Origin of the sequence: Terrisporobacter hibernicus (assembly GCF_020809405.1) — a bacterium.
Lineage (GTDB): Bacteria > Bacillota > Clostridia > Peptostreptococcales > Peptostreptococcaceae > Terrisporobacter > Terrisporobacter petrolearius.
In genome coordinates this window covers 13022-31432 of record NZ_CP081135.1, presented here as the reverse complement: position 1 = coordinate 31432, position 18411 = coordinate 13022, and the positions used below count along the sequence as shown (strand labels likewise).

General features: G+C 28.5%; 15 protein-coding genes, 2 pseudogenes and 1 other annotated feature. Of the genes and pseudogenes, 16 read left to right on the top strand and 1 reads right to left on the bottom strand.

Features of this window, described 5'->3' with window-relative positions:
• Window positions 1-11 precede the first annotated feature (11 nt).
• The 4 genes from JW646_RS00140 (at window position 12) to JW646_RS00125 (ending at window position 4000) form a co-directional block, all read left to right on the top strand.
• Window positions 12-530 (top strand): ECF transporter S component, encoded by a 519-nt coding sequence (locus JW646_RS00140; RefSeq protein ID WP_228416183.1) that lies wholly within the window; start codon window positions 12-14, stop codon window positions 528-530.
• A gap of 135 nt (window positions 531-665) precedes the next feature.
• Window positions 666-1886, top strand: a complete 1221-nt coding sequence (locus JW646_RS00135) for an RtcB family protein (protein ID WP_148557696.1) — start codon at window positions 666-668, stop codon at window positions 1884-1886.
• Window positions 1887-1905: 19 nt separating this feature from the next.
• Window positions 1906-2817, top strand: a complete 912-nt coding sequence (locus JW646_RS00130; RefSeq protein WP_148557697.1) for a CPBP family intramembrane glutamic endopeptidase — start codon at window positions 1906-1908, stop codon at window positions 2815-2817.
• 19 nt (window positions 2818-2836) lie between these two features.
• On the top strand, window positions 2837-4000 hold the full coding sequence (locus tag JW646_RS00125; protein ID WP_148557698.1) for a DUF2812 domain-containing protein: 1164 nt from the start codon (window positions 2837-2839) through the stop codon (window positions 3998-4000).
• Between the two features lie 93 nt (window positions 4001-4093).
• Here the strand turns inward: JW646_RS00125 and JW646_RS00120 are convergent, their stop codons facing one another.
• Window positions 4094-4834 carry a YoaK family protein gene (locus JW646_RS00120; RefSeq protein WP_148557699.1) on the bottom strand — a complete coding sequence of 247 codons (741 nt, stop codon included), beginning with the start codon at window positions 4832-4834 and terminating at the stop codon, window positions 4094-4096.
• Between the two features lie 310 nt (window positions 4835-5144).
• On the opposite strand from JW646_RS00120, the pseudogene ftsZ reads away from it, so the two are divergent.
• The 12 genes and pseudogenes from ftsZ to JW646_RS00065 form a co-directional block, all read left to right on the top strand.
• Window positions 5145-6098, top strand: a pseudogene (ftsZ, locus tag JW646_RS00115) (cell division protein FtsZ); the annotation flags it as partial.
• 147 nt (window positions 6099-6245) lie between these two features.
• Window positions 6246-7022 (top strand): EFR1 family ferrodoxin, encoded by a 777-nt coding sequence (locus tag JW646_RS00110; protein WP_148557701.1) that lies wholly within the window; start codon window positions 6246-6248, stop codon window positions 7020-7022.
• 105 nt (window positions 7023-7127) lie between these two features.
• A pseudogene (locus tag JW646_RS20275) lies at window positions 7128-7316 on the top strand (helix-turn-helix transcriptional regulator); the annotation flags it as partial.
• A 33-nt stretch (window positions 7317-7349) separates the two neighbouring features.
• Window positions 7350-7559, top strand: coding sequence for an AbrB/MazE/SpoVT family DNA-binding domain-containing protein (locus JW646_RS20270; RefSeq protein WP_334302569.1), 210 nt, complete (start codon window positions 7350-7352; stop codon window positions 7557-7559).
• 40 nt (window positions 7560-7599) lie between these two features.
• Window positions 7600-8766: a macrolide family glycosyltransferase gene (locus JW646_RS00100; RefSeq protein WP_148557703.1), complete on the top strand. Its 1167-nt coding sequence runs from the start codon at window positions 7600-7602 to the stop codon at window positions 8764-8766.
• Window positions 8767-8937: 171 nt separating this feature from the next.
• Window positions 8938-10023 carry an ROK family transcriptional regulator gene (locus tag JW646_RS00095; protein WP_148557704.1) on the top strand — a complete coding sequence of 362 codons (1086 nt, stop codon included), beginning with the start codon at window positions 8938-8940 and terminating at the stop codon, window positions 10021-10023.
• A gap of 2 nt (window positions 10024-10025) precedes the next feature.
• Window positions 10026-10946, top strand: a complete 921-nt coding sequence (locus JW646_RS00090) for an N-acetylglucosamine kinase (protein ID WP_074917213.1) — start codon at window positions 10026-10028, stop codon at window positions 10944-10946.
• A 13-nt stretch (window positions 10947-10959) separates the two neighbouring features.
• Window positions 10960-12141, top strand: coding sequence for a hypothetical protein (locus tag JW646_RS00085; RefSeq protein WP_148557705.1), 1182 nt, complete (start codon window positions 10960-10962; stop codon window positions 12139-12141).
• Window positions 12142-12155: 14 nt separating this feature from the next.
• Window positions 12156-13649: a sugar ABC transporter ATP-binding protein gene (locus tag JW646_RS00080; RefSeq protein ID WP_148557706.1), complete on the top strand. Its 1494-nt coding sequence runs from the start codon at window positions 12156-12158 to the stop codon at window positions 13647-13649.
• 14 nt (window positions 13650-13663) lie between these two features.
• Window positions 13664-14608, top strand: coding sequence for an ABC transporter permease (locus JW646_RS00075; RefSeq protein ID WP_148557707.1), 945 nt, complete (start codon window positions 13664-13666; stop codon window positions 14606-14608).
• A 27-nt stretch (window positions 14609-14635) separates the two neighbouring features.
• On the top strand, window positions 14636-15595 hold the full coding sequence (locus tag JW646_RS00070) for a sugar ABC transporter substrate-binding protein (protein WP_148557708.1): 960 nt from the start codon (window positions 14636-14638) through the stop codon (window positions 15593-15595).
• A gap of 88 nt (window positions 15596-15683) precedes the next feature.
• Window positions 15684-15892, top strand: a binding site (T-box leader).
• A 307-nt stretch (window positions 15893-16199) separates the two neighbouring features.
• Entirely contained in the window at window positions 16200-18191 is a 1992-nt protein-coding gene (locus JW646_RS00065) for a M20/M25/M40 family metallo-hydrolase (protein ID WP_148557709.1), read from the top strand.
• The last annotated feature ends 220 nt before the right edge of the window (window positions 18192-18411 follow it).

The window sequence follows — 18411 nt, the reverse complement described above, 5'->3', positions numbered from 1 at the left end:
GGATTTATTTTATGAAAACAAAAAAATTAATATTATCAGGATTTTTTATTGCATGTGGTATTGTTTTACCAATGGTATTTCACATGTTTAGCATGGGAGGACCTATGTTTTTACCAATGCATATACCAGTTTTAATAGCAGGATATTTCTTGGGACCAATATATGGAGCAGGAGTGGGAATAATTACCCCAGTGCTTAGTGGATTATTAACAGGGATGCCACCTTTAGTTCCAGTTATGCCAATTATGGCTTTTGAACTTTGTGGATACGGTTTAGTTTCAGGGTTAGTATTTAGTAAAACAAATAAAGTGTACTTATCTCTAATAGTGGCCATGATAGTGGGAAGACTATTTGCAGTTGCGGGAGCATATGTAGTGGCTTTGACTTTGGCACCTAAAATAAACCCAATTATGTATGTAGTTGGAGGTTTAACTACTGCTATACCAGGTATGCTAATACAATTGATATTTATACCAATATTAATTAAAATATTAATGAATAATAAAGAAATATCTAAAGCAATAGTTTAAATTAAATAGTATACTTTTACATAAAATAAGTAAAATGCCATTGAAAAGTCAATGGCATTTTATTTGCAAAAAATTCACAATTATAAAAATAAAAATGATAAGATAATATTACAAAATAGAAAGGGTGTGAAAATTATGATAGAAGTAAGGGGAAAATACAACTGGGCTAAAATATTTGCTGATAAGATTGATGAAAAATCAAGGGAGCAAATAGAAGAGCTTTGTGACCAAGAATTTGTTAAAAATGGGAAAATAAGAATAATGCCAGATGCTCATGCAGGTGCAGGATGCGTTATTGGATTTACTGCTAAGCTTGGGGACATGGTCATACCTAATATAGTAGGTGTGGACATTGGATGTGGAATGTTTACTGTAGAATTAGGGAAAATAGATTTTCCTTTAGATGAGCTAGATAATATTATTAATCAATATGTACCTTCAGGTAAAAATGTTCACGAAGGTACAAAATATAACTTTACTAAATTACAAGATTTATACTGTTATAGAGAATTAAAAAAAAGTAAATGGATAGAAAGAAGTATAGGAACTTTAGGTGGTGGAAACCACTTTATTGAAGTTGATGAAGATAAGAACAAAAATAAATACTTAGTAATACATTCTGGTAGCAGAAATTTAGGAAAACAAGTTGCAGAGTACTATCAAAGTTTAGCAATAGAGTTATGTAGTGGCAAAGAAAAGTTTTATGAAGAAAAAGAAGAATTAATAAAAACATTTAAGGCACAAGGAAGAAGAAAAGAAATTCAAAATGAACTGAAAAAGTTAATAAAAAAATATGAAGGTTTAAAACCTAAATATCCTAAAGACTTATGTTTTTTAAGTGGAAAATATAGAGAAGAATACTTACATGACATGAAAATTTGCCAGGAGTACGCTGAAATAAATAGAGAAGTCATGGCAAATATAATTTTAAATAAATTGATAAATAGAAGTGTTGATGATTTTAGTCACTTCCATACAACTCACAATTACATAAATTTTAAAGATAATATAATAAGGAAGGGAAGCATATCATCTTATGAAGGAGAAAAGCTACTTATACCAATAAATATGAGAGATGGAAGTATACTTGCCATAGGAAAAGGGAATGAAGATTGGAACTTCTCAGCACCCCATGGAGCAGGAAGACTTATGAGCAGAACAGAAGCAAAGTCAAAGTTAAATCTTAATGACTTTGAAAAAACTATGAAAGATATTTGGACCACTTCTGTATGTGAAGAAACCATAGATGAAGCGCCAATGGCATATAAACCGATAGAGGATATTTTAAAGTTTGTTGGCGATACAGTAGATATAATTGATGTAATTAAACCAATATATAATTTCAAATCAAAATAACAATGTCTTAGGGGGTATTATGTATTCAAAAAAAGAAGATCTAGTAACTTTAGCCAAACAAAGTAAAAAGTTGCCTAATTTTATTTGGGCAACAATTTTGGCTTTTTTATTTATGACTGGAGGTCAAATTATAGGAGGAATTTGTATAATTCCACTGTATATAATTTTATCATTTTTCCATAGTATATCATCAAACCTAAAAATATTAGAACTATTTATTCAATTAAGTTCATTTGTATTTATATCACTTTTAGTATTTGTAAGAGTTAAATATATTGAAAAAAGGAGTATTTCAACTCTTGGATTTAGCAAAGATAGTTGGCTAAAAAAATATATTAAAGGTTTTATAATTGGTCTTGTAATGATGGTAATTGTTGTTTTGATACTGTGCTTATTTGGATGTGTTTCTGTAGAAAAAAATCCCAGTCAACCTATTGGTATATCTGCAATTGGTGGAGTAATGTTTATATTAGTTGGTTGGATTATTCAAGGTGGAACGGAAGAAATAGTAACTAGAGGATGGCTAATGAATGTTTTAGCGGCTAGATACAATAAAGCTTTTGCGTTAATTCTGTCTTCTACTATATTTGGATTTATGCATTTATTCAATCCTGATGTTAACTACGTTGCAGTAATAAATATTATTTTAGTAGGACTTTTTTATGGTATTTATGTTACAAAAACTAATGATCTTTGGGCCGTTTGTGGTATGCATTCAGCATGGAATTTTGCTCAAGGTAATATATTTGGATTTGAAGTTAGTGGACTAAATGTGGGTGTTTCTAGTATTGTTGATTTAAATTTAGTAGGAAGTGATACGATTAGTGGTGGAACCTTTGGACCAGAAGCCGGACTTATAGCTACCTTTGTTTTGATTTCTTCTATAGCTATAGTTTTTATACTTGATAAGAAAGGATATTTTACAAAGTAGGAAAATAGGGGGGAGATTCATGTTAATTGGGAAAAACAAAATGAAAAAATATAATTATTTTGATATTTTAGATGCAGAATCTTTAGAAGAATATTTAAGTGAAAAGGCACAAAATGGATGGATGATAAAGAAAATAAGTGCTATGAGTTTGACTTTTGAAAAAATAGAGCCTAGGTTGATAAATTTTTTTGTAGATAATACAAAACATGAAATGGTAAAAGATCAATATGCACTAAAATCAGATTATGTAAATTCATATAATGAAATAAATTTAGAGTATATATGTGGTAATGAAACTTTTCAAATATTTATTAATAATTCAGACTCTAAAAATTTTCCACGACAAGAATTGAAATTTAGAAATGTATTTAAAGAATATTATTATTTTATTTTTGGTTTAATTATTTTAGCTATAAATACATATATAATATTTTTAACTAAAGTAGGAGTAATTAGCTTACTAACAAGTACAAGCACAATAGTTTTTGCTATTTCATTTATATTAATTATAATTTTAAATGTTATTTTTTTTATTATTAAGTTTAAAAAATATAGAGTTGTTGTTAAAAATAAGGACTTGGATTTAAATATCAAAAAGAATTTTAAGCAAATTTGTTTAGTTAAAAAAATAGGAACTTTTGTTACAATTTTTTTAATTATTATTGGATTTGCTGCAATAATCAGTGATTGGGATTCCTCAAATAACACTGCAAAGGATGAGATACCATTATCTTTGGAAGATTTTGACCAAAGTATTACAGGGAAAAGAGAAACTTATAAAGATTATTCTTCATCACCTTTGGGAACCTATGTAGATTGTTCTGATTATATTTATACAGAAAGTAAAAAGAAAGCTTATGACGATGAGACAAAAAGTTATTATTATGAGAATATTGAAGACTCTAAAGGAGAAATTTCTTATACTGTATTTAAAAGCAAGTATGATAAAATTTTAGACAGAGTATTAGAAAGTACTCTAAAAGAATATGATGAGTTTTTTAGTGATTATAAAAAAGATGAAATAGAAGCAAAAAAATGGGGTGCCAAGGAAGCGTATGTTTCACATATTTCAGAGGAAAAAATAATTGTTTATGAGAATGCTATTATTACTTTTAGTGTATCGCAGGTGAAATACAACGAAGATGATATAGAAATGATTAAGGAAAAACTTTTAAATAATTAATAATTTGAAAAGCTACTGGTTTTAGCTCAGTAGCTTTTGTAGTTTAAGTTTTCTATAAAATCAATGGTATTTTAGCAATTAATAAAGAATAAGTTATTTATTATTATTTGGCAATTTACTATCTAATTCAAACTTAGACATCCAAAGTACTAATGATAATAATAAAAAACTGCAAACCCACACAGATTTAGTACTTACAGCAATAGAAATTATAGTCCCAGGTATGGCACCTAGAGCAAAAGAAAATGTAAGAACTGTAAAGGTAAGTAGTTTCACAAGAGAATCTTTACTCTTTTCATCAAATACACCATAAAATAATTGACCAACAGTTCTAAGATTACCTGTACAAATTGTTGTATTATATGCAATACCAAAGCAGTTTCTAAATAGGCATAATAAATATCCCATGAAAAAAGAAACAAGATTAGTAACAATATAGTCTGGTATATATTTAGGCAATAAACCAATACAAAACAGTGCCATAGCTTCTAAAACAAGGGCCATTTTTCTCCAATCGCCTTTGTATTTCTTTTTTATAATTAGAGCTTTAATAAATTCACTGAATGCAGCACCTAGTATACATGCAATTATAGGCATAAAATGATTTAGTGCTCTTTGCCATTGACCAAGTGCAATGCTAATTCCAAATATAGACATATTTGCCGTATGCATATTAGCCAAAACACCATTTCTTGTAATGTATGTATATGCATTCATATAACCTCCAATAAAGGTTATTATCATTAAAAAAAGAGGCCTATCCCAAGGAGCAATTTCTTTATTTGTTTTTGAAGATTTATTAGTCTCATCTATTTTTTCTTTATCGTACTTCATACTCTTACACCTCTTTTCATCTTATATTAACTATTTAACATATTATCATAAAATGCTGGCAAATATTAACTAATTATAGGAAAATATAAAATAAGTTGGATTATAAAATTCAAGTAAGGTGTAGGAGTGTGAATTTATTTCTTACTATTTTTAATTGAAATAGGTGGAAAATAATGATATTTTTACAAAATTCGATATAAATGTTATGAAATTTTTAGTATAATTAAATGGTGTATGCGAAGGCATTTTATTATTCAAAGGGTTATGAATAAAAATTTAGAAAAAATTATTAAGTAGGAAGGGTAGAATAATGAGCGAAAACAGAATTAATATAGAGCTTGATAACGATGATGTTGTAATAAAAGTTATGGGTATTGGAGGCGGAGGAAACAACGCAGTCAACAGAATGATTAGTGAAGGAGTAAAAGGCATAGACTTTATTTCTGTAAATACTGATAAACAAGCGCTATTTTCTTCAATGGCCAACAAGCAAATTCAAATAGGAGAAAAAATAACTAGAGGTTTAGGTGCTGGGGCAAAACCACAAGTAGGTAAAGATGCAGCCAAAGAAAGTAGAACACAAATAATAAATGAACTTGATGGTACTGATATAGTATTTGTAACTGCTGGTATGGGTGGAGGTACTGGAACAGGTGCGGCTCCAATAGTTGCAAACATTGCAAAAGAAATGGGAATTCTTACAATCGGTGTTGTTACAAAGCCTTTTGGATTTGAAGGTAGAGTTAGAAAGAATAACGCGGATGAAGGAATAAAAAATCTTCAAGAAAATGTTGATACATTAATAACTGTGCCCAATGATAAATTGTTACAAATAGTGTCACAAAATACATCAATGATGGATGCATTTTCTATGGCAGATAATGTATTAAAGCAAGGGATACAATCAATATCTGATTTAATAAAAATGCCAGGACTTATAAACTTAGATTTTGCTGATGTTAGTTCAATAATGAAGGATAAAGGACTAGCATATATAGGTATAGGTACAGCTAGTGGAGAAAATAGAGCAGTTGAAGCTGCTAAAGAAGCAGTAGAATCACCTCTTCTTGAAACTGCTATAACAGGTGCAAAAGGAATATTACTTAATATTGCCAGTGGAGGAGATTTAACATTATTTGAAGTTAATGATGCATCAAGCTTAGTGACAGAATTATGTGATCCTGAGGCTAATATTATATTTGGTACTTCTGTTAGAGAAGATTTAGGCGATGAAATAATGCTAACTGTAATAGCAACAGATTTTTAATTAAATACATATTTATAAAAAAGCATATAATTTTTTTGAAATTATATGCTTTTTTATATGAAACTTTACGAAAGATATATAACTTGGATATCATATGATTATAAGCAATTTTATTAATTATAATTTAACAGGGGTGAATAAGGAATGAAAAATATAGGTATAGTTTATTTTTCTGGAACAGGAAATACAAAATTCGTAGCAAACAATATTAAAAGAGAGCTTGAAATATATAATAAACAGGTTAACTTAATAAATATAGAAAAAGGGAATATAAATCTAAAGGAATATGATTCTATAATAATTGGAGGACCTGTGTACCTAGATAGATATCCAGAAATATTGATTAAATATATGGAAGAAAATTTAAAAGGTTTTACAGGTAAGTGTATGCTATTTTCTACACAAGCTTCAGATAAAGAAGCTATAGCTTTTCAGCACTGTATACATAGAGTACCTTTTTTGAATATAACTTATACTATGTTTATACCTATGCCCAATAATTTTTATAATTTTATGTTTAAAAGATCTTCAAAGGAAGAGGAAAAACAACTATTATTAGAGTCTATAAGTTTGATTAAAAGTGGGGTTAAAGATTTTTTAGAAGGAATATTAAAAACATATCCAAAGAAAAATATAAACGAAAAAATTATCGATTTAGTTTATCATATAGTTTATCCCCATTATGTAAACTATGTAACTAAAAAAATTTCTATTGAAAAAGACAAATGTATAAATTGCAAAATGTGTGAAATGAGATGCCCAGTGCAAAGCATTAGAATTGATGATAAAGTTACTTTTAAAAAAAATTGTTTACTTTGTCAAAGATGTATGAGTAGTTGTCCTAGAGATGCCTTTTCTTATAATGGGAAAAGCTTTATTCAATATAATCCTGATTTTAATACGTTTAAGACAATAAAATGACCTATTATTTATAGGTCATTTTTAAATTCCACTAATATATACATGAATGTTAAGGGTAGTTGGTAGAAAAAAGAGTATATATTAAATATTATTAATATAGGAGGTATGATAAATATGATTAGTATGAATTTAAAAACATTAAGGAAAATAAATAAGTACACTCAAGAAGAAGTGGCGGAAAAAATAAACGTATCTCGTCAGTCAGTTGCAAAATGGGAAAATAACGAATCAGTTCCAGATATAAATAGCTGTGTCAAACTTGCAAAATTGTATAATGTAACACTGGATAATTTAGTTAATTATTCTGAAGAAAAGTCGGGAGTTGCCATACCACCTAAGGGAAAGTATTTCTTTGGCTCTGTTACTGTGGGAGAGCGTGGACAAATTGTTATTCCAAAAGAAGCTAGAGAGTTATTTGATATTAATACAGGTGATAAGTTATTGGTACTTGGTGATGAAGAAAAAGGAATTGCAATAGTTCACCAACGAGACCTTATAAACTTTATGGGGGGGATGGGAGTAGACTTAAATAAATAAAGTTATGAGTTTAAATAGAATAAATAAGGGATGAGTAAAAATGAGTAAAGTTGTATTTTTTTCCATACCAGCACATGGTCACACTAACCCAACTATAGAGGTAGTGAGAGGATTAACTAGTAGAGGTCATGAAGTTTGGTATTATTCTTTTCAAGAATTTAGAGAAAAAATTGAGGGAGCTGGAGCTAATTATATAAGTTGTGATGATTATCTTCCAAATCTTAGGCCAGAAGACGAGAAAAAAGTTGGTAAAGATTTTTCTGCCATGATAGAAATGATAGTTGATACGACAGTAGCTTTAGATGAAAAAGTATGTAAAGAGTTAAAAGAAATTAATCCAGACTGTATAGTATCTGATTCTTTATGTTGTTGGGGGAAACTATTTGCAAATAAGTTGGGCATTACTTATATATGTTCTACTACAACATTTGCATTTAATCAGTATACGGCACCTATGATGAAGCAAAGTTTTAAAGAAATTATGTATATGTTGCTTGGAATGAGAAAAGTTAATAAAAAATTAGAGCTTTTAAGGAGTCATGGTTATGATGTAAAAAATTTTGTTTCAATAATTCAAAATGATAATGAAACAAATACTATAGTTTATACATCAAAAGAATTTCAACCTATGGTTGATACTTTTTCTGATAAATATTATTTTGTAGGGCCTTCAGTAGCTGATGTGATGGTAGAAAAAGAAAGAAATACACGTAAAAAAATATATATATCTTTGGGTACTGTAAACAACAAAAATATTAATTTTTATAAAAATTGTATAGAAGCTTTCAAAGATAATGATATAGATGTGATTATGTCTGTTGGAAACAACACAGAAATATCACAACTAGGTAATATACCCAAGAATTTTAAAGTGGAAAATAAATTTAATCAGCTTGAAGTTCTTCAAGAAGTGAATGGGTTTATTAGTCATTGTGGAATGAACAGTGTAAATGAAAGTATATACTATGGAGTACCCCTAATACTATTCCCACAACAATCAGAACAAAAAATGGTATGTAGAAGAGTAGCAGAATTGGGTGCAGGTTTTGTATTAAAAAATGATAAACCACAAAATATAAAAGAAGCTGTGTTGGAAGTTATTAATAATACTAAATATGAAGAAAATGCACAAAAGTTATCAAAGAGTTTTAAAAATTCTGGAGGTTCAGTAAAAGCAGTAGATGCTATATTGGGTTTGATACATTAACTAAAAAAGAGTTATTATGTAAAGGAATATCAAAAGATGATATTCCTTTTATAAATGAGTAAAAAATATTAAACTAATGGAAAAAAATGTAAAAATAATTGTTGCCACAAAGATTTAGCTAATATACAATTAACTTAATTAATAAAGTTTATAAAGTAAGGTGTAAATAATATGAATAATATGATAGGAAAACCTCAAACAATAAAAAAAGTAAATGAAGATCTAATAAAAAATCTAATAAAAAAACAAGGTCCTATAACAAAGCCTGAAATATCAAATATAACTAACTTGAGTTTAGCTACAGTTAACAAAACAGTACAAAAACTTCTAGACAAAGAAAAAGTTAAAGTAAGTGCTGTTGCAGAGTCAACAGGAGGTAGAAGAGCTCAACTCTTTGAAATCAATGGAGACTTAGAATATGTAATAGCATTGTATTATTACAATCATATATTCTATGCTGTAGTATCTAATTTAATTGGAGAAATTATATACAAAGATAAATTTTATGTAAATAATTCTGATTACCATGTATTTATGAATGACTTATTTCATGTTATTGATAAGCTGATTGAAAAAAGTGGGAGTTGTAGAATTAAAGCAATAGGACTTGGAGTACCTGGAGCTGTAAAAAATGGAGTAATAAAAAACATACCAAATATAAGGATGCTTGAAAATGTAAACTTAAAGAAAATAATTGAATCAAAATACAATATAAATACCTTTGTTGAAAATGATGTAAATTTGGCCACATTGGGAATTTATGAAAAAAACTATAAAGAAATATATGACAGTATGTTTTTAGTATATGTGGAAGATGGACTTGGATCAGGAATAATTATTAACAAAAACTTATATACTGGATTTAGTAATTTTGCGGGAGAATTAAATATAATGGACATAGGAGAACATGACATAAATAGTTTTAATCTTGAACAGGTAATTTTAAATTTAAAAAACAAAATAAAAATAGAAAAAGAAGAGAACTTAAAAGAAAGTTTAATGATGATAGTATCAAAAACTATATTAAATATAGTTTGTATATTAAATCCAGAGACGGTTGTAATTCAATGCGAAGTAATAAAAAATGAAGATATTAATTATGTAATAAATTATATTTCTAATGCAGTCGGTAAAGATAATTGCCCCGAGATAATAGTGTTAGAATCATCAAAAGAACATGGATTAAACGGAACTATAAATATGTGTTTGAAAGAAACTACATATCAGTATTCGCTGTCAAATATAAGGGGGTGTTAGGCATGAGCTACCTAGTTTCAGTAGATGGAGGAGGAACAAAAACTCAGTTTACTATAAGTGATTTAAGTGGAAATATTTTAGGAAATATTACAACAGGTTCAAGTAACTACAAATCTGTAGGAATAGATACTGCTTATGAAAATATAAATTTGGGTTTAGAGGGAATGTACAAAGATTTAAATATAAATAAAAAAGATGTAATAAGAGCAGTGTTTGGCATATCTGGATATGACTCTCAAGATGATTATGAAATAATATTAAATATAATAAAAAAGACAGGACTAAAGGAAGAACAAATATATTTATATAATGATGCCGTATTAGCATTTTATGCACAAGCTGATGAACCAGGTATAGTAATTATATCAGGCACAGGTTCTATAGTATTAGGAATAAATAGTTATGGGGGTATATTTAGAAGTGGAGGATGGGGATATAACTTCAGTGACTTGGGTTCAGGATATGAAATAGGAAGAAAGGCCCTTAGAGAGACCTTACTATATTGTGATGGATGTAGAAAATATTCCATATTATTTGATTATATATTGAGATATTATGAAGAATCTAGCTTTAATAATTTGCCTTATAAAATAACCTCTATAAGTAATAATTATGAAATAGCTAATATAGCAACTCTTGTAATTTTAGCGGCAGATTTAAAAGATTATTTAGCAATGGAAATATTGGAAGAATCAGCTAAAGATTTATCAATTGCATCAATAAATGTATTAGATAAAATAAGCAAAAGCGCTGAAGATAAATTAAGTATTGTGCTATCAGGTGGTGTATTTAGTAGTAATCTTTACAGAAAATTAGTAATTGAAAATATAAAAAATATGTCAAACTGTGCAAAAATAAGATTTTTATTACAAGAGAATGCTCCTGTTTATGGAGGATTAAAACTCGCTAAAAAACTATTATAATAGGAGGAAATTTATGAGTTCTAAGAAAGTAGTTTTGCAGATTTTTACAGGTGGATTCAAGGGTAATAATTTAGAATTTAATGAAATCAAAGACAAATTAAGTTATGTTTTGAAAAACATTAAAATAGAAAAAGTAATAATGGGTTGGTGCATAGATAAAGATTTATACATAAGAACGAAGGAATTATTGAAAGAATATAATACAAAGCTTTATTTATGGATACCAGTATTTTCAGAAATTGGATTACTTAAAAATAGTCAATTACTTGTGGATTACAATTTAAATGAAATAGAAAGTTATGAATTATGTGAAGATGAAAATTTTGAATTTTATTGCCCGAATAGTAAAGTGAATATAAATAACTTAATTCAAGTATATGAGGAAAACTTCAGTAACATAGAATTTGATGGGGTTTTTTTAGATAAAATCCGATATGGTTCATTTTCTAATAAATTATCAGGTGTGTTTAATTGTTTCTGTCATAATTGTATGAAAATATATGAAGAAGAAAATATAGATGTAAATACACTAAAAGAAGAAATGAAAAAAATAAGGGATGGTTATGATAATTATCAGCAGATTCCTTTTAATATAAAAAGTTATGAAAAAGGAAAATACAAGTTTGAAAATGAAATATGGGAAAAATTTTTTGCCATTAAGTCAAAAAATATATATAACTCTGTACTCCAAATAACACAATATTTTAGAAAGTTGGATATGAAGGTGGGAATAGATACGTTTTCCCCTTTTATATCCTATTTTGCAGGACAAGATTTAGAAAAGTTACAAAATGCATGTGATTTTATAAAGCCTATGATTTATAGAATAACAAAAGCACCTGCAGGATTACCCTTTGAAAGTGACAACTTAGTAAAAGAAACTATTAAATTAGATGTAAATAAAGCAAATGATAAATACCTAGAAATCATAGGGGTATCTAATTATAGTGGGCACAAATATCCCTTGGATTTTGTAAAAAAAGAGTTAAAATATATGACAGAAAATTTAAATTGTAGTATTTATGCAGGGATAGAAATAAATAGGAAAGAAGATATTGCCCCAGTATATCCTAATTATATTAAAGAGAATATTATAAATCTCAATGAACTACCAATAGAAGGATATGTTTTATCTTGGGATCTTTTATCAGCGCCTAGAGAAAATATAGATGAAGTAATAAAGCACTTGAAGTAATGGGGGGTGAATTAATGAGTAAGATATTAGAAATGATAGATATTTACAAGCGTTTTGGAAGTGTATCAGTATTAAAAGGAATTGATTTTTGTGTAGAAAAAGGAGAAGTTAGAGCCTTGCTTGGAGCCAATGGAGCTGGAAAGTCAACTCTTATGAAAGTAATTGGAGGAGTACATAGTCAGACTAAGGGAAGAGTTTTATTAAATGGAAAAGAAATAAATTTTAAAAACCCACATCACTCAAAAGAAAATGGAATAAGTGTAATTTACCAAGAATTAAGTCTCGTCCCAACTTTAACTGTTGTAGAAAATATATTTTTAGGAAGAGAAATTACAAATGGAGTTTTTATTAATAAAAAGGCCATGCTAAATGAATACGAAAATGTTTGTAATGAGTTTGATTTTAATATAGACCCTTATACTATCACATCAAAATTAAGTATAGCAAATCAACAGATGATAGAAATAATGAAGGCAGTATCGGCCAATTCAGATATTATTATTATGGATGAGCCAACAACTTCCTTAACAAATAAGGAAAAAGAAAGTTTGTTCAAAATAATAGGTAAACTAAAATCAATGAATAAAACTATAATTTATATCTCTCACATATTAGAAGAAGTATTTAGAGTATGTGATAGTGCAAGTATTATGAAAAATGGAGAAATGGTAGGCACTTATAAAGTATCTGATTTAACAAAACTTAAGATAACACAACTAATGACAGGTAATGAAAATCATAAGATTATTGAAACTAAAGATTATTGTTACGCAAAATATGATGAGGCACCAATATTACAAGCTAAAAACTTGCGAAACTCAAAAGTAAAAGATATTTCTTTTGATATATACAAAGGAGAAATAGTAGGACTTGCAGGGTTAGTTGGATCTAGAAGAACAGAAATAATTAATATTCTCTTTGGAATTGATAAAAAAGAAAATGGAGAAATATTCTTAAATAATAAAAAAGTCAACATAGCATCTCCAAAAGAAGCCATATCAAACAAGATAGGTCTTATACCAGAAGACAGAAAAAACTTAGGTCTAATCTTAGATCATCCTATATACACAAACTCAGCAGCTGTGCAAATTGATAGATTTAAAAATGGTATATTTATAAGTAAAAACAAAGAAATTGAGTTCTCAGAAAGTGGAGTAGAGAACTTAGGAATAAAAGTAAATAATGTAAAACAATATGTAAAGGAACTAAGTGGGGGAAATCAGCAAAAAGTTGTTGTATCTAAATGGTTAGAAAAAGATTTAGATTTAATAGTTTATGATGAGCCTACTAAAGGAATAGATATAGCAGCAAAAGAGGATATATTTAAGACAGTAGAAGCATTTGCAAAAACAGGTATGGGAGTAATATTTATTTCATCCGATTTAGAAGAGGTAATAAGGATAAGTGATAGGATACTTGTAGTAAGAGAAGGAGCTATTGTAGACCAATTAAAAAATGATGGTATTACAGTTCAGGATATAATGAACAGCATATTTAATGTACATTAAGATGGGGGAATATTATGAAAAAATATACAAGTAAACTGAATTTTAGAGACTACGGAGTTTTAATAGGTTTTGTAGTTTTATGTATAGCTATAAGTATGGCAACGCCGGCTTTCTTAAGTAAACAAAATGTACTAAATTTATTAAGACAATCATCAATAATAGGTATAATATCAGCAGGAATGACTTTTGTAATCATATCTGGTAATTTTGATATTTCTGTTGGGGCAGTTGCTGCTCTTTCAGGAGTAATAGTAATGAGACTAGCAACAACTGGAACAAATTTATTTTTAGCAATTATAGCAGCAATAGTAGTGTGTGCAATTATTGGTTTAGTAAATGGTATTATGGTGGCCAAGGTTAATGTACCATCACTAATTGCTACAATGGCAATGGTTACTATTGTACGTGGTATATTACTTATGATAACTGGGGGCTACCCAATTACACAAACTATTCCAATGTTGGATTTATTAGGTAATGGCTATTTCCTTGGCATACCTATGCCAGTAATAGTATTTATTTTAGTAGTTATTGTTTCATATATAGTTTTAACTCAGACTAAATTTGGTAGACATGTATATTCGGTAGGTGGAAATCAAGATGCAAGTAAGTTAAATGGTATAAATGTAGATAGTCAAAAGATAAAAGTATTTATAATAAATGCAGTATTAGCAGCAATTGCAGGATTAGTTTTAACTGGAAGATTAGGGACGGCTAGCCCGGTTGCTGGTGACTCTTACGATATGGACGCTATAGCATCAGTTGTTATAGGAGGGACTTCTGTATCAGGTGGATCAGGATCTGTATTAAAAACTATTATAGGTGTACTTCTTATGAGTGTTATAAATAATAGTTTTAACTTATTAGGTATAGATATATTTTTCCAATATATCTTTAAAGGATTAATAATTTTAGTAGCTGTTGGTTTTGATTCTTATAGCAAGAAAAAACTTGCTTAAAGATAAAAAAAGGGAGGAAACTTTATAATGAAAAATGTAATTAAAAAATTATCAGTAGTATTATCTTTAATTATGGCCTTTGGACTTGTTGGTTGTTCAAACTCAGGGGGGACAAGTGATGGACCTAAAAAAATAGCAGTATTATTACCAGGTTCAACAGGCTATTTCGTTGCAACTAAAAAGGGGATAGACGAAAAAGCAAAAGAAAAAGGTATAGAAGTAGAATATGCAGATGCAGGATGGGATGCTAGTAAACAATTATCTCAAGCAGAAGACTTTATAGCAAAAGGTGTAGATATGATAGCTTTATGTGGAGTGGAGTCTTCAGTATCTGAAAAAATAGTTAAAACAGCGAATGATGCTAAAGTACCAATAATAGCATTTACAAATTCTATAGGGGATAATCCAACAGGAGAATATGAAGGACTAGTAACTTATATAGGGCAAAATGAATCTGAAACAGGTTCATTAACTGGAGAAATAGCTAAAAACTTATTAGGGAAAAAAGGTGGAAAAGCTGTATTAATAGAAGGTGTTCCAGGAACTACTCCTCAAGTATTAAGAAGAAAAGGTGTTGAAGAAGCTTTAAAGGGAAGTAAGATAGAAATAGTTTATAAACAAACTTCTAACTGGGAAAAAGAGCAAGCTTTAAAAATAACAGAAGATTTAATACAAAAGAAAATGGATTTTGATGTAATAATATGCCAAGATGATAACTCTGCAACTGGCGCAGGACAAGCTCTAAAAGATGCATCTCTTAAAAATAAAGTAAAAGTAATAGGTTTAGGTGGAAGTAAAGATGGTCTTCAAGCTATAAAGGATGGGCTTATAGATGGCACTACTTATATGTCTGCAGTTGAAGAAGGTTCTTTAGTTATAGAAATGGCAGCTAAACATTTTGATGGAGAAAAAGTTGATGCAGTAAACCAAATCAAACAAGTTGAAGTAAATAAGGACAATGTTAATGATTTTAAGGGAGAATGGTAAAAGTAGATTTTTAGTTTTTATAATAAAAAATATATTGACATAATTTAGAAAGTAATTTATTATTTTAACAAGATAAATAATTCAATAGATAAATCCTGAGAAAAAGAGAGTAGCTTTTTATTAAGTTTCAGCGAGTTAGGGTTGGTGTGAGCCTAGCAACTGGATATAAAGTGAAGAGAGCTTTGGAGGAGATTGTCAGAAATTTTTAGTATGTCAATCGGTTATCTCGCCTTAAGAGATTGAGTGGATAAGTTTTTTATCAATAAGAGTGGTAACGCGGAATGATTCGTCTCTTGGCTTTATAGCCAAGGGACTTTTTTATTATTGAATAATAGCTTATTAATGAGAGTGGTAACGCGGATATAATTCGTCTCTTAGTCTGAGGACTAAGGGGCGATTTTTTTGTACCTAAAAAATACTAGTTAATATGGTGCTTAAAAGTTATATGGCTTAAATACTATTAATAAACAATTTAATATTTATCTTATTTTATGTAAAGAGTCTAAAAATAAATAACGGAATATTCTGAAATATAATCGAGGTTTTTAAAAAAGTTATTTTATATTAGATGAAATATTAATTAAAATTTAGGGGGAGAGAATATATGAAGAAAAAGTTTTTAGCCATAATTATGGCAGTAGCAATGATATTTAGTGTATTTGCTTACACACCAGTATCCTTTGCAAAGGAAAACATGGGCTATGGAGATTATGCTTATAGCGTATTACAACATTTAAACAAAAACTTAACTCAAAGAATAGCTGGTACAGAGAAAGAACTAGAAGCAGCTGAGTACTTAAAAGAGCAACTAGAGTCTTTCGGTTATGAAGTAAAAATTCAAAATTTTACTTATGAAAGAAAAAATGTAACTTATAATTCTCAAAATGTTATAGCAAGTAAAAAAGGGACTTCAACTAAAGATGTTATAATAGGTTCACATTATGATAGTGTAGGAACTAATGGTGTAGATGACAATGGTTCAGGAACTGTTGTAAACCTAGAAACAGCAAAAAGACTTGCTAATAAAAAAACACCTTATACTGTGAAATTTGTGTTCTTTGGAGCTGAGGAGGTTGGACTGAAAGGTTCATCTGCATATGTAAATGCTATGACTGAAGAAGAAATATCAAATACTGTTTATATGGTAAATATGGATAGTATGCTAGCTGGTACATACCGCTATGTATATAGTGGTAACCACAACAAAGAAACAAATAAAGTTGATAATGCATGGCCTGCTTATCAAACATTGAAATTATCTGATGCTCTACAAACGGGTATGAGACTTAATAATACGGATTTAAACCTAGATTATCCAACTCCATCAACAGGCAACTGGAGTGACCATGCAAACTTTAGAAAACTAATGCCTTACTTATATTTTGAGGCAGTAAACTGGGAAGTACCAGATGACCCAAAACGTCCAGAAGAAGGTTCTTCAGGAGCTTATGAAACGGAAATAGGGGAGGTTATGCATAATCCTGAAAGAGACAATCTTGAGTTTATAGAGACTACATGGGGAAGCCGTGGGAAGGATACTATAAGTTCTTATTGTAAATTACTAGAATCTGTTGTATATCAATTAAATCCAAATGGACTTATAACTCCATCCAAAGAAGAATTGGAAAAAGCTATAGAAATAGCTAATGATTTGGATAAAAATGATTTTTCTGAGTCATCATATAATAAATTCCAACAAGCTTTAAAAAATGCTAAAGTTGTTAATAAAACAGAATATATTTTATTAAAAGATCAACAAACAATAGATAAAGCTCTAGCAAAATTAAATGAAACTATGGCAATTGTAAGTTCTAATATAGCAAACACAACAGTAAAAGTGGAAAATCAAATTTATAATAATAAATATCAAAGACCAGAAGTGATTGTAAAAGATGGCAAGAAAGTTTTAGAAGAAGGCAAAGATTATACAGTAAGCTATTCAAATAACAAAGAAATAGGAACTGCTACTGTTACTGTAAAAGGGTGCAACGATTACATGGGATTAGCTAAAGTTAATTTTAGTATATTACCACAAACTGTTGAAAGTCTAAAAACTTCTGATGTTTTAACTAACTCTTTAAAATTATCTTGGAAGAAGATAAATAATGCAGATGGATACAAAATTTACAAATACAATGCATCTACTAAAAAATATGATTTGTTAAAGACAATATCTAAAAATACTACGATTACTTACAAAGATACAAAAATAGTATCTGCTACTAGTTATTTGTATAAAGTTAGTGCATATAAAAAAGTTGGTAATAAAATTTATGAAGGATTAAAATGCGAAAAAGTAAAAGTTACAAGTAAACCGTTACAACCAATATTAAAATTATCATCAACAACTGCTAAAAAAGTTAACTTAAATTACTCTTCAAAAGTAAGTAAGAGAAGTGACGGATATGAAGTTTATATGTCATCTTCAAAAAATGGAAAATACACTTTAATAAAAGATACATTAAATACTAAAACGACTAAGAATAAATTAACTAGTAAAAAAGGATATTATTTTAAAGTAAGAGCATATAGAAAAGTAGATGGAAAGAAAGTTTATAGTTCTTACAGTACAATAAAATATATAAAAGTTAAGTGATAAAATCTTATTATTTTGGAATTAATAAAAGAAAGGTATACACAAAAATGAAGCATTCCTCTTAAAGTAGACTCTTTAAGTTTTAGTTGAAAAATAAGTGGGTATAAACTTATTATATAAAAAATACTTTACATAACAAAATGGTAAAAAATACCGGTAGAAATTGAAAATTTTTCATGGGAAAATAATATGTAAATGTATAAAATAATAATGAGGTGAT